Origin of the sequence: Agrobacterium tumefaciens (genome assembly GCF_005221385.1) — a bacterium.
GTDB lineage: Bacteria > Pseudomonadota > Alphaproteobacteria > Rhizobiales > Rhizobiaceae > Agrobacterium > Agrobacterium tomkonis.
In genome coordinates, this window is sequence record NZ_CP039904.1 from 1,206,177 (window position 1) to 1,218,876 (window position 12,700).

Sequence of the window (12,700 nt, forward strand, 5' to 3'; positions counted from 1 at the left end):
AATGGCAAGATTTACTGTCGTCATTCCCTATTACCAAAAGCAGCACGGAATTCTTGGACGTGCACTCGCATCGGTTTTTGCGCAGACTTACCAGGATTTCGATCTTGTCATCGTCGATGACGAATCGCCATATCCGATCGAAAGCGAACTTGCGGAACTTTCGCAGGGTGAGAAAGACCGGATTCTTGTCATTAAGCAGGCCAATGGCGGGCCTGGCGGCGCGCGCAATACCGGTCTCGACAATGTGCCTGATGGTAGCGATTACGTAGCTTTTCTCGATTCGGACGATATCTGGACACCCGATCATCTGCGCAATGCCGCCTTCGCGCTAGAGACCTATGGCGGCGAGTGCTATTGGGCGTCGATGCAGGCAAGTGACGAATTTTATTACCATTTCGCCATTTCAGAATTGGAAAAGAACGAAGGTGCGGCAAGGCTTTCCGAGAAGCCGCTGGTGATCGAACTCCCGGATCTCGCAAGCGTCATGCTGCGGAACTGGAGTTTCCTGCACCTCTCCTGCATGGTGATTGGCCGTTCGCTTTTTGAAAAGATACGCTTCGATCCGGCGCTGAGATTGGCTGCGGAAGATGTACTGTTTTTCTGCGATTCCATCCTTGCATCGAAGCGGACGCTGCTCTGTGACGATGCCGGTGCGATGCGCGGCATGGGGGTCAATATCTTCCACAGCATCGATAACGCCTCGCCGGAATTCCTGCGTCAGCAGTTCAATACCTGGGTGGCGCTCGACACTCTGGAGGGACGTTTTTCCCGCCGGCCGGCCGATGTGGCGTCGATCGCTTCCTATAAAAACACGGCCCGCAAACAGGCGCTGTGGAGCCAGGCGGGCAATCTGAAACGGCGTAAAATTCCCGAATTCGGGCTGCTCTTGAAATGGGCAATGCGCGATCCCGCACTGCTGCGCGCCGCTTTTGAGCTCGGCGCAGGAAAAATCGTTCGTACAAGATGAGCGAATTCTTGCCCGCAAGAATTTATATGTTTTTCACCCAGGAGTGACCTCATGAAACCTTACCACTGGGAATCGCATCACGGCAATTTCGGTGACGATCTCAATCTGTGGCTGTGGGATTTTCTGCTTCCAGGCCTGCGCGACGTGCATGACGACGTCATGCTTGTCGGCGTCGGCACCGTGCTGAACGACACCCTGCTGCCGGCAAAACAGCGCAAGCTGGTCATCGGCAGCGGTTATGGCTATGGCGCGGTGCCGGATACGGGCACCGGGTTCTGGGATATTCGCTGCGTGCGCGGCGAAAAAACCGCCGCCAAGCTCGGGCTTGCGCCGGAAATGGGCATCGTCGATCCCGCCGTCATGGTCACCGAGATGCCGGACTTCAAAGGCCTGCCGAAACTCCACAAGAAGACCTTCGTTCCCCATTGGGAGTCGGCGGAATTTGGCATGTGGGAAACGGTCTGTGAACCGGCGGGGCTGACCTATCTAGACCCGCGCGGCGAGGCGAAATCGGTCATCCGTGCCATTGCCCAATCGGAATTCATCGTCGCCGAATCCATGCATGGCGCAATCCTTGCCGATGCGTTCCGCGTGCCATGGGTCGCAGTCAGCACATCCCCCTCGATCAACAGCTTCAAATGGAGTGATTGGGCAGGCACCGTCGGCGTGGAATATCAGCCGCGTTACGTGCCTGTTTCCACCCGTGCCGAGGCGGCAAAAAAGGGCTCGCGCTTCTGGGGCATGAATTTTCCGCCGCCGCCAGCCCCCGTCATTGCCGAGACCGGCTCCGTTTCGGCGCATGGGGGCCCGGCGCATGAAGGCGATGTGCTGGTCAGGCCGCAGGAAAGCCAGTCAACGTCGTTGCGCAAGCTGGCCAAGCAGGTTCTGGCTGCCCCTTCCACGCTCGCGCTCTGGCAGGCAAGCCGGGCGGAACCACGTCTCAGCCCGGATGGCAGGCTGGAAGAGCGCAAGGAGCGTTTTTCCGTCGTTCTGGAAACGATCAAGCGCGATTATCTTTGAGGGTGAAGAGCGGATGCGGCAGAGAATTTTCTGCCGCATTTGCTTGAGGATGCCATCCTCTAACGTCTCCATCGTCATGCTCGGGCCTGTCCCCGAGCATCTGTAACCGAGCGACTATACGATACGTGCGTAGATCCTCGGGACAAGCCCGAGGATGACGGCGGAGAATTGGCCGAGGTTGTCGTTCCCCTTACGAAACCGGCGTCCCCTCCAGAAGATATCGCACATCCCGTACGGGCTGCGACGGCTTGCGGAAACGCGCGGTCTTGTCGGTCAGGATACCGCGCGTGATGGCGGGCAGGGCGGGCAGGCGTGCAAGAGCGTGGGTTAGCGCGCCGCCCATGCCTTTCTGCTTTTTCGCATCGAGAAAATGGCGAAGCTCGAATTTGGCGCGGATATGTTTTTCATGTTCTCGAAGGATCGCCGCCTCGTTGGCGGACAGCCTGCAGCCAGCGAGGATGGACCTGTCCGCCTCGTATAAGCGGCGAAGGTCCTCGGTGCTGTGACGCCCGCTCAGCGAATTGCCGCGCACGATTGCGCCGTAACCGCAATGGCGGATGACCTTGTAGCGGGCGCCGGCGGCAAGCGCGCGAACGTAAAGCTCATAATCTTCGCCCAGCCGCAGGGCCTCGTCGTAGCGCAGCGCATGTTTGTCGAGAAAGTTGCGGCGTATCACCGGTTTCAGGAAACCTGTCTCTCCGCGCTCCACGCCGGGCCTGGAAATATTGCCTTCCACGAATTCCGCAAGCGACAGGAACCGGGCCTCAGGTTCGAAGCGGGCCGGCTGCATGGAGGATGCGCCCGGAACCGATTGCTGGATGAAGGCGATATTGTCGGCGACCAGATCCCAGTCATCATCGGCCAGCATGGCGGTGAAACGGCCCCTGAAAAAAAAGTCGTCCGCATCGAGGATGCTGATAAGCGGCGCAGATGAAATTGAGATCGCATGGTTGCGGGCAGCGGAAGGTCCGCGGTTGACGTCGAATCGCACCACCCGCAAGCGACCGCTACCGTCATCTGCCGCATGCGCGACATCGCTTGTCGTATCGGTGGAACCATCGTCGATCACCACCACTTCGCCGACCTCCGGTTCCACAAGCGCGGAGCGGATGGCGATATCGATCGTTTCGGATGCATTTTTCGCAGCGATGATGACGCAAATGGGCTGTGAACCACTCACCATGGGATGTCCTTTTGCTTTGACGACCGTCAGGATTTGGCCAGCAGAAAGTGTCAGGGATGTGGATGCAAGCGATTTTTTTGCGACGCAATAAAAGCCGATGCTTGAAAGCTTACATATCGGTGAGTTTCGCGCCATGCGGCGGGGCGCTTTTGGCTGTTTCGGCCGTCATGGTTTCAGCGCTGCGATCATGCGCGAATGTCTCACGCAACCGGCGCTTTTCGCGGGCGACCAGAACCAGAATTGCAATAAAATAACCGACTTGCAGAAGGACGGCGCAGATGAGGGTCTGGATGAACGCCGTATAGAACGACCCGTGAATGAAATATGTAGCAACCGCAAAGGTAAGCAACGCACCGATCATGCTGAAAAAAACACGAGGTGCATACATGGTGCTCTCCTCCCGAGAACGATTTCTCCGTTTTTGGCTGCGCTGCGGCATTTTTTTTCTTTGCAAGAAATATACGATGAGACTGGTGTTGTTTCAACACACATATACTTCTTCTATCTGGCGCAGCATGAAATTTCGGTAATCTTGATTGGTAAATTCCTTGGTAATCGATGATTTCCCTCTGTCGGGTCTGTTTTGAAACCCGGTTTCTGGCTTCGGACAGGCATAGAATCGCTCTTTGATAGGCTATTGCGGGTTGTCTGCGCCGCCCTGCAGACTTCGTTAACCATCTCGCCTTTAAAAAGTCGGTATTGATTCCTCGAAGAGCAGGGTGCCCGCGTGACGACGAGTTCAGAAGTAATCGCCTTTCCGGCAAAGAACCGCATTGCCGACGTAAAACGGTGTGCAACCATGCTTGACCGTCTGCATGGTGTGGAGGCGAATGATTTCTGGCGCAGGGAGTGCCGTGAACTGGCCGCCTATCTGACGGGATTGGGTTATGAAGACGCTGCCATGCGGCACGAGGTCATGGAATTTCAAAACGCGGTGCAGGCCGAATTGTGGTCCGGCGATGCTGCCCCCGAGGCTCGTCGCGACAGCCATTGAGGTTTTAAGTTTTCTCATAAAAAAGCCGGCGGATGCTTTGCACCGCCGGCTTTTTTGTTGGCGTCCGCCTGGCTTCAGGAGGCGCTGGCGCCGCGTGTGCGGGCAACACCATCGAGCGCCGGCTTGTATTTCGGATCGAGCCGCGCCGCGTGGGAATAGGACTTGGCGGCCTTGGCCATCTCGCCGCGCCGCTCATAGACCAACGCCTGGTTGGCCCAGGATTCGGCGACATTGCCATCAAGCGAAATAGCGTGATTGAAATCCGCGAAGGCGTTTTCGTCGTCGTTCAAGGCGACATAGGAGAGGCCACGCCCGTTATAGGGTTCCGGCGAGGTGGAAGACAGGGAAATCGCCTTGGAGAAGTCCTCGATGGCCTGGGCGTGCTGGTTGCGCAGCTGGTAGATCAAGCCGCGATTGTGCCATGCGCGTCCATCCGTGGTTTCAAGCTGGATGGCGCGGGAGAAATCGTCGAACGCTTCGTTGACCCGTCCCGACTGGCGGTAAAGATTGCCACGGCCGATCAGCGCCACATCATAGCTCGCATTGATCTGCAGGGCGGCGTTATAGTCCTGCAGGGCCTGCTGCTGCTGACCGGAGTTGCGATAAACCAGCGCGCGGTTGGCGTAAGCCTGGTAGAAGCGCGGGTTCAGCTGCAATGCCTTGTTGAAGTCTTCGATGGCGCGGCGGGAATCACCCGCGCGGCCGTAAGCCGAGCCACGGACATTGTAGCCTTCCGGATCCTGCGGATTGGCGTTGATGACCGAGGTGAGCGAGGCGATGTTTTCCTGCGAGCCCTGGGCGCGGTCGATCCTGAACACGTCTTCCGTCTGGTTGGATGTCGCGCAACCGGAAAGACCGGCGAGCACGGTGCAGACGACCAGAGAAGCACGAAACCCTCTGTTGTTTTTCAATGGCACCCGCCGCGTGGAGGCGTCGGAGTTTTTCACAACACAGGCATCGACAGCGATCATTCGGTGTGGGTTCCCTCGCAGGCCGGTCTCATAATCGTTGTCCCACGATTTGTCTCCGACCACAAACACAAAGAGCGGCGGCGAATTGATCGCCCCCGCCCAACAAGCATTCAAAAACGTCCAAAAGACGGCCTATTAACGGCTCGCGCGCGGGGCCGCAATCAGACCTTCGCGCTGTGCGCGCTTGCGTGCCAGCTTGCGAACGCGGCGAACGGCTTCAGCCTTTTCGCGGGCGCGCTTCTGGGAGGGCTTTTCGTAATAATCGCGCATTTTCATTTCACGGAAAATGCCTTCGCGCTGCATCTTTTTCTTGAGGGCGCGAAGCGCCTGATCAACGTTATTGTCGCGGACTAGTACCTGCACGTTAAACCCGTTCCTTTAGTTTGGTTATCTTGCTGTGCGAATAAAGGCATTCGCACGCAAACACAAAATCGTTCGCTTGGCCTTTTTAGCCGTGCGATTGGTGTCGTGCATTATCAGATCATTTACGCCAAGTCCAGCCGATAACCCGCAAACAACAGCTAAAATGCGACCCCTCCGCCATTCTCGCGGTCATGTCGAAACAAAAGCATTGCGGCGTCGCAAAATGGATATTGCCTCCCATCCCGATTTGCCATGTGTATGATACGGGCCGGAACTATGCTTCCGGTTTCTGGCCGGTTCTTGAGGAGCAGATTGCGAATGCGCAAATATTCCGTTTTTGCCGTGGCGCGTGAGGCGCTCAGGGGTCATAAAGGCTGGGATGCGCAATGGGCATCACCCGAGCCGCGCAAGGATTATGACGTCATCATCATCGGCGGCGGCGGCCACGGTCTGGGGGCGGCCTATTATCTTGCCAAGGAACACGGCATCACCAATGTCGCGGTGCTGGAAAAGGGCTGGCTTGGCGGCGGCAATACCGGCCGCAACACCACCATCATCCGTTCCAACTATCTCTATGAAGAGAGCATGGATATTTACGAGCATTCCCTCAAGCTTTGGGAAGGCCTGAGCCAGGATCTCAATTATAACGTCATGTATTCAGCGCGTGGCGTGATGATGCTGTCGCACAATATTCACGACCGGCAGTCCTTCAGCCGGCACATCAATGCCAACCGTCTCTATGGTATCGACAATGAGTGGCTGACGCCCGAACAGGCCAAAGCCTATTGTCCGCCGCTCGATATTTCCGGCAATGCGCGTTATCCGATCAATGGCGCAGCACTCCAGCGCCGTGGCGGCACGGCGCGCCACGATGCGGTGGCCTGGGGTTATGCCCGCGCCGCCTCCGACCGCGGTGTGCACATCATCCAGAATTGCGAGGTCACGGCCATCAGGCGCGGGCCGGACGGGGCAGTGACGGGTGTCGAAACCAATCGCGGTTTCATCGGCGCCAAGAAGATCGGCGTTTCCGCCGCCGGCCACTCCTCGGTTCTCATGAAGATGGCGGATGTGCGGGTGCCCCTGCATTCCAACCCGCTGCAGGCGCTGGTGTCAGAGCCGCTGAAACCGATCTTCCCCTGCGTCGTGATGTCCAACACGGTGCACGCCTATATTTCGCAGTCCGACAAGGGGGAACTGGTCATCGGCGCTGGCACGGACCAGTATAATTCCTATTCCCAGACCGGCGGCCTGCAGATCATCACCCATACGCTCGATGCCATCTGCGAGCTGTTCCCGATCTTCCGTCGTGTCAAGATGATGCGCCAATGGGGCGGCATTACCGACAACACGCCCGACCGTTCGGCCATCCAGAGCGTGACGCCGGTGCCGAACCTCTTTGTCAATTGCGGCTGGGGTACGGGTGGTTTCAAGGCGACACCGGGTTCGGCCAATCTCTTTGCCCATCTCATCGCCCGCGGTGAGCCACATCGCCTTGCCGCCGGGCTGACACTCGACCGGTTCCGCACCGGCCGGCTCATAGATGAGGCCGCCGCTGCCGCGGTGGCGCATTGATGCTGGCGGCGGCTGTGCTTGCGATCAATATATCTGGCGCGGTCGCGGTCGTGCCCGTCGGCAGCATCATTCCCGAGGCCGAGGATTTTCGCAGTCAAAAAATTGCGAAGATGCAGGGTGAGAAAGACTGGCCTTTCGTGGCGGAAAAAGGCCTGCTGCTGTGTGCTCCAAGTCTCGCGGACAAGATGGTCTATTTCGTCGGCGAGAAGGAGGATGGCGAGCAGGACTATCCCTTCGCAATCGATACCGACATGATGGCGGTTGCCATCGTCAATATGGGCCGGGCCTCGGCGCTACGCCCCTTCGATAATTTCGCGCAGCTTCTGACGCGGCTTTCCCCCTTTGTTGCGATGGGAAAGCGGCTATGTGACCAACCCGCCGGAAGCGTCCTTCCGGAAAATTCTCTCTAGGTGGAGCGACGATGCTTCTGATCCATTGCCCCTATTGCGGGGAAGACCGTTCCGAACTGGAATTCCGCTGGGCGGGCGAGGCCCATATCGCTCGGCCGGAAAACATCGCCGATATTTCTGACGAAGCTTTCGCGGAGTATTTCTTCATTCGCGACAATGACAAGGGTCTCGTTTTTGAGCGCTGGCGGCATATCCATGGCTGCGGCCGGTTTTTCAACGCCGCCCGCCACTCCGTCAGCGATAAATTCCTGATGACCTACAGGGCCGGCGAGCCGAAGCCGGATGTCGAGACTGTCCTGTCTGGAGAAAAGGGAGCCGGGCAATGAGCGGCGATTACCGTATAAAGGGCGCTGGCCGCCTGACGCCGGCCAGAACGGCGCGTTTCACCTTCGACGGCAAGATTTATTCCGCGCTGGAAGGCGACACGGTTGCCTCAGCGCTTCTCGCAAACGGCGTGCATTTGATCGGCCGCTCGTTTAAATATCACCGGCCGCGTGGTTTCCTGTCTGCAGGGCCGGAAGAGCCGAATGCGCTGATCGACGTCTCACGCGATAGCATGCGCAAGCAGCCGAATGTGCGCGCAACGGTGCAGGATGTGTTCGACGGTGCAATCATCGCCTCGCAGAACCGCTTTCCGTCGCTGTCCTTCGATATCAGCGCGATCAACGACGTCCTTTCGCCGATGTTTGCGGCTGGCTTCTACTACAAGACTTTCATGTGGCCGAAGGCCGCCTGGCACAAGATCTATGAACCGATCATCCGCCGCGCTGCCGGTCTCGGCAAGGCGCCGAGCGAGCCCGATGCGGATCATTATTCAGGCCGTTATGCCCATTGTGACCTGCTGGTGGCCGGTGGTGGCGTTGCCGGTCTGACGGCAGCGCTGGCTGCGGCGAATACCGGCGCCAGCGTCATTCTGGTGGATGAGAATGCCGAAATCGGCGGCGCGCTGCGCTTCGACACGGGAGCGGTTATCGATGGGCTGCCCGGTTATGAGTGGGCGCAGAAGGTTCTCGCCGAATTGAAGTCCCTGCCTAACGTCCGGGTTCTGACCCGCACGACAGCCTTCGGTTATTACAACCACAATTTCGTGGCGCTGGCAGAGCGCGTGACCGATCACCTCGCCACGCCCGCCAGACACCAGCCGCGCGAGCGGCTGTGGCAGGTGCGCGCCAAAAAAGTCGTTCTGGCGGCGGGTGCGATCGAGCGCCACATGGTCTTCGCCAATAATGACCGTCCGGGCATCATGCTGGCATCGGCGGCACGCACATATCTCAATCACTACGGGGTGGCTGTCGGCCACAATGTCGGTGTCTACACCGCCCATGATTCAGCCTATGAAACGGCTTTCGACCTGAAGAAGGCCGGCGTGAAGATCGCCGCCATCGTCGATTGCCGCGAGAACCCGGATCGGCGGTTGCTGGATGAGGCGCGGGCGCTGAACATCGAAGTGTTGGCGGGCCACAGCGTTTACAATACGGCCGGGCGTCTGCGCGTGTCGTCCATGACCGTTGGCCGCAATGGTGGCTCCAACAAACGCAAGATCGCCATTGATGCGCTCGTCGTTTCCGCCGGCTGGACGCCGTCGGTACATCTGTTTTCGCAATCACGCGGCAAGCTGAAGTTTGACGCGGCTAACCAGCGCTTCCTGCCCGATATCCATGTGCAGGACTGTGTTTCCGTCGGCACCTGCAACGGCACGGACGATCTTGCGGCGGTGATTGCCGAAGCGGCGGCTGCTGGCGGTTCCGCTGTGGAGTTTTCCGGCGAGAATGCCCGTGGCTGGACCGGCGGTATGATCGGCGCTGCCGAAGGTGCGGGTGAGGGCACCGGCGTCAAGGCCTTCATCGATTTCCAGCATGATGTCTGCGCCAAGGATATCCGCCTTGCCGTGCGTGAGGGCATGCACTCCGTCGAGCACATCAAACGCTTCACCACCAATGGCATGGCGTCGGATCAGGGCAAGATGTCCAATATGCACGGGCTCGCCATTGCATCCGAAGCGCTGGGTCGGGATTTGCCTAAGGTCGGCCTCACCACTTTCCGTCAGCCCTATACGCCGGTCACCTTCGGTACGCTCATCAATCATTCGCGCGGCGCATTGTTCGATCCGGCCCGCAAGACGCCGATGCACGACGAAGAGGCGGCGGCAGGTGCGGTGTTCGAGGATGTCGGAAACTGGAAGCGCGCGTGGTTCTTCCCGCGTGCGGGCGAGGACATGCACGAAGCAATCAACCGCGAGTGCAAGATGGTGAGAGACAGCGTTGGCGTCTTCGATGCCTCGACGCTCGGCAAGATCGAGGTGGTCGGCCCTGACGCGGCGAAGTTCCTCAACCTCATCTACACCAATGCCTGGGATACGCTGAAACCCGGCCGCTGCCGTTATGGCATCATGACCCGCGAAGACGGCTTCGTTTACGATGACGGCGTCGTCGGGCGTCTTGCCGAGGACCGCTTCCATGTGACGACGACCACGGGCGGCGCGCCGCGTGTTCTGCAGCACATGGAGGATTATCTCCAGACCGAATTCCCCGATCTCAATGTCTGGCTGACCTCGGCCACCGAACAATGGGCTGTCATTGCCGTGCAGGGGCCGAAGGCGCGGGAGGTAATCGCTCCCTTCGTCGAGGGTATCGACCTTTCCCCGGAAGCCTTCCCGCATATGGCGGTGGCCGAGGGCAAGTTCTGCGGCGTGCCGACGCGGCTTTTTCGCGTCTCTTTCACCGGCGAGCTTGGTTTCGAAATCAACGTTCCGGCCGATTACGGCGCAGCCGTCTGGTCTGCCATCCGGGAAAGGGCCGAAGCCGTTGGCGGTTGCCTTTATGGCACCGAAACCATGCATATCCTGCGTGCCGAAAAGGGCTATATCATCGTCGGGCAGGATACCGACGGCACGGTGACGCCTGACGATGCGGGGCTCAGCTGGGCGGTTTCCAAGAAGAAGACGGATTTCGTCGGTATTCGCGGTCTTAAGCGCCCTGATCTCACGCGCTCCGGCCGCAAGCAGCTGGTGGGTCTGAAGACGAAGGACAGGCTGACCGTTCCGGAAGAGGGCGGCCAGATCGTTGTCGATCCGAACCAGCCGAAACCCATGACCATGCTCGGCCATGTGACATCCGCCTACTGGTCGGCAAATCTCGGCCATTCCATCGCCTTTGCGCTGGTGGCGGATGGCAGGGCGCGTTTGGGCGAAACGCTCTATATCCCGCTCGCCGATAAAACCATTGCCGTCGAAGTGACCGACATGGTCTTTCTCGACAAGGAAGGGGCCCGTCTCAATGGCTGATATGCTTCACGCAAAACGCAAATCCGTGCTTGAGGATTTCCATGGCGGCTCGCCCTTCGTCTCGCTGAAACCTGCCGCTTCCGCATCACGGCTGTCGCTGCGCGCGCGGGAAAGCGCTGTGCCGGCCCTTTCGGAAGCGCTTGGTCTTTCCTTGCCCACCAGCCCGAAAAGCGCCGTCACCTCGGGTCTGCGGTCTGCTCTCTGGCTCGGCCCGGATGAATGGCTGGTGATCGATCAGAGCGAAAGCGACCTGATGGCAGTGCTCTCCGGCGTCTCCGGCCTGTTTTCGGCAACCGACATTTCTCACCGTAATACGGCCATCATCGTCTCCGGCCCGGGTGCGGAGGCCGCACTCAATGCCGGTTGTCCGCAGGATCTGTCTCTGACACGATTCCCGGTCGGCGCCTGCTCGCGCACGGTTTTCGGCAAGGCGGAAGTGGTTCTGCTACGCGTGACCGACGATACGTTCCGGATGGAATGCTGGCGTTCCTTCGCCGACTATGTCGGCGGGCTGCTGCAGGAGGCGGCTGAGGACGTGGCGGTTTGAACTTTTCAATCCCCAGTCAGAAAAGATTTCTCGGCTTAGAGGGTCTTAACATAATCTACGCCGGCTTCGAGTGCGTCCTTGAACATTAGGCGTCGATGGTAACTCGCAAGAAAACCGGCTTTTACGGCATTACCGCGCTCGTCCGGTGTACCGTGATGGCCGGGATGATCAACCGCGTGATCTCCTACGCTGAACTGTGCCTGGGCGATAACCGCCGCCGGAAAATTCGCGTTGTCGAGCTTGCGGCGACCTGCGAAATATCCTGCCAAATAGTCCGCGTGCAACTCTATTCTTTTAACCGTTGGCTGCCCACCCAGGCGGTCGTCTATTCCATATTTATATTGTGCGATGTGCCCAAATTCATGCGCGCATACCGCTGCGATGTAAGCGGCGGGATAGGCTGGCTGATTCAAAAACTCCTGAAGAAAACGCAAGCCGAAAAGAACCGTGCCGTCTGAGCGGCCCATGTAGTTGGCCGGACTTGCATAGGCATTTTTCCCTTTCGCATCGTCAAGATAGGTAAAGCCGGGGAGAACATCGAAAAGATTACTGAGATAGTTCAGGGTCTGCGCCAGTGCATAGTCGAAGTCTTTGTCTCCAGATGTGGCGACGGGTGCCTGACCGTCAACGTAGGAAAACTCCATTGTTTTTTTGTTATTCGTTTCCGTCGCAATCTCCGAGGCGGTTAGCGTGCAACCATAATAAGTCTGGCACCGGCATATTCCGGGCAATGCGAAGCTTGCACCGCATCCGACAATAAGGCCGCGTCTCGTAATCATGGCTCTCACCTCAGGGGCAAAGTTCGGGGAATTTTTGGCAGGCTTGGTTATCTGAAGGCGGTTTTGGTACCGGATTGGGCGTAGGATTCGGGTTCGGATTTGGTGTCGGATTGGGAGTGGGATTTGGGTTGGGGTTTCCGCCAGGTACCGAATTAAACTGAAAATTCTCAAACCTTTGCGTCATTTGAGAAAATGCAAGCTGCCAATCCGCATATCCATTCTGGTGGACGGTCCGGCAAGTCAAAAAGCTACCCAGTGGAAGTACATTTTCTCCACCTATCATAACATTATGAACAGGCCCCAGTTGAACCAAAGGAGGATAACGCCCTGTTCCGCCAGTCTGTTGAAAGATTGCAAATAATGCCTGTTGGCCAAACGCGGACTGTAGTTGTGGTCCGCCAATTTGCAGCAAGGTGGCGATGTTTGCGCAGGCATTCATCGCGGCTTGGGATCCCATTTGCTGCTGTGCGATGGCCGGCGGCGCAAGTAAACTGCACACTAAAAGAATGGCTGAGCTTTTCGGGGTTTTGATAAGCAATTAAATTCCCCTCTAGATAATATCGATAGAAGAGGAGCACGGTTGTATTGCTTTTACAAGCAGCAGTTGGATT

14 protein-coding genes are annotated in these 12,700 nt (G+C 58.1%); 8 read left to right on the forward strand and 6 right to left on the reverse strand.

The window, feature by feature from the left end:
* The first annotated feature begins 1 nt into the window (after position 1).
* Both CFBP6623_RS20745 and CFBP6623_RS20750 read left to right on the forward strand, forming a co-directional pair.
* On the forward strand, positions 2 to 967 hold the full coding sequence (locus CFBP6623_RS20745) for a glycosyltransferase family 2 protein (RefSeq protein ID WP_046801674.1): 966 nt from the start codon (positions 2 to 4) through the stop codon (positions 965 to 967).
* Positions 968 to 1,018: 51 nt separating this feature from the next.
* Positions 1,019 to 1,987 (forward strand): polysaccharide pyruvyl transferase family protein, encoded by a 969-nt coding sequence (locus tag CFBP6623_RS20750; protein WP_046801675.1) that lies wholly within the window; start codon positions 1,019 to 1,021, stop codon positions 1,985 to 1,987.
* A gap of 190 nt (positions 1,988 to 2,177) precedes the next feature.
* Here CFBP6623_RS20750 and CFBP6623_RS20755 read toward each other — a convergent pair whose 3' ends face one another.
* Together CFBP6623_RS20755 and CFBP6623_RS20760 are read right to left on the reverse strand one after the other, a co-directional pair.
* Positions 2,178 to 3,170: a glycosyltransferase family 2 protein gene (locus CFBP6623_RS20755; RefSeq protein WP_046801676.1), complete on the reverse strand. Its 993-nt coding sequence runs from the start codon at positions 3,168 to 3,170 to the stop codon at positions 2,178 to 2,180.
* Between the two features lie 109 nt (positions 3,171 to 3,279).
* On the reverse strand, positions 3,280 to 3,558 hold the full coding sequence (locus CFBP6623_RS20760; protein WP_046801677.1) for an exopolysaccharide production repressor protein: 279 nt from the start codon (positions 3,556 to 3,558) through the stop codon (positions 3,280 to 3,282).
* A 339-nt stretch (positions 3,559 to 3,897) separates the two neighbouring features.
* Between CFBP6623_RS20760 and CFBP6623_RS20765 the strand changes: the two genes are divergently transcribed.
* Entirely contained in the window at positions 3,898 to 4,164 is a 267-nt protein-coding gene (locus CFBP6623_RS20765; protein WP_046801678.1) for a DUF6074 family protein, read from the forward strand.
* A gap of 74 nt (positions 4,165 to 4,238) precedes the next feature.
* Here CFBP6623_RS20765 and CFBP6623_RS20770 read toward each other — a convergent pair whose 3' ends face one another.
* Positions 4,239 to 5,135 (reverse strand): tetratricopeptide repeat protein, encoded by an 897-nt coding sequence (locus CFBP6623_RS20770; RefSeq protein WP_046801679.1) that lies wholly within the window; start codon positions 5,133 to 5,135, stop codon positions 4,239 to 4,241.
* Positions 5,136 to 5,270: 135 nt separating this feature from the next.
* Entirely contained in the window at positions 5,271 to 5,498 is a 228-nt protein-coding gene (gene rpsU, locus CFBP6623_RS20775; protein ID WP_006313768.1) for a 30S ribosomal protein S21, read from the reverse strand.
* 318 nt (positions 5,499 to 5,816) lie between these two features.
* Here rpsU and CFBP6623_RS20785 point away from each other — a divergent pair, with 318 nt between their 5' ends.
* Genes CFBP6623_RS20785 through CFBP6623_RS20805 form a run of 5 tightly spaced genes read left to right on the forward strand, consistent with a single transcriptional unit; the run spans position 5,817 to position 11,310 of the window.
* Positions 5,817 to 7,070, forward strand: a complete 1,254-nt coding sequence (locus CFBP6623_RS20785) for a sarcosine oxidase subunit beta family protein (protein WP_046801680.1) — start codon at positions 5,817 to 5,819, stop codon at positions 7,068 to 7,070.
* Complete coding sequence (locus tag CFBP6623_RS20790) at positions 7,070 to 7,480, forward strand: hypothetical protein (RefSeq protein WP_046801681.1); 411 nt, start codon at positions 7,070 to 7,072, stop codon at positions 7,478 to 7,480. Before CFBP6623_RS20785 ends, CFBP6623_RS20790 begins: the two co-directional genes overlap by 1 nt.
* 11 nt (positions 7,481 to 7,491) lie before the next feature.
* Positions 7,492 to 7,806, forward strand: coding sequence for a sarcosine oxidase subunit delta (locus tag CFBP6623_RS20795; RefSeq protein WP_046801682.1), 315 nt, complete (start codon positions 7,492 to 7,494; stop codon positions 7,804 to 7,806).
* Complete coding sequence (locus tag CFBP6623_RS20800) at positions 7,803 to 10,763, forward strand: sarcosine oxidase subunit alpha (protein ID WP_062654441.1); 2,961 nt, start codon at positions 7,803 to 7,805, stop codon at positions 10,761 to 10,763. Before CFBP6623_RS20795 ends, CFBP6623_RS20800 begins: the two co-directional genes overlap by 4 nt.
* A complete protein-coding gene (locus CFBP6623_RS20805) occupies positions 10,756 to 11,310 on the forward strand; it encodes a sarcosine oxidase subunit gamma (RefSeq protein WP_046801684.1) in 555 nt (184 codons plus the stop codon). The genes CFBP6623_RS20800 and CFBP6623_RS20805 overlap by 8 nt, the downstream gene beginning before the upstream one ends.
* A gap of 35 nt (positions 11,311 to 11,345) precedes the next feature.
* Here CFBP6623_RS20805 and CFBP6623_RS20810 read toward each other — a convergent pair whose 3' ends face one another.
* Both CFBP6623_RS20810 and CFBP6623_RS26930 read right to left on the reverse strand, forming a co-directional pair.
* Complete coding sequence (locus CFBP6623_RS20810) at positions 11,346 to 12,089, reverse strand: metalloprotease (RefSeq protein WP_225244725.1); 744 nt, start codon at positions 12,087 to 12,089, stop codon at positions 11,346 to 11,348.
* A 10-nt stretch (positions 12,090 to 12,099) separates the two neighbouring features.
* Positions 12,100 to 12,627 (reverse strand): hypothetical protein, encoded by a 528-nt coding sequence (locus tag CFBP6623_RS26930; RefSeq protein ID WP_082129039.1) that lies wholly within the window; start codon positions 12,625 to 12,627, stop codon positions 12,100 to 12,102.
* Positions 12,628 to 12,700: the final 73 nt, after the last annotated feature.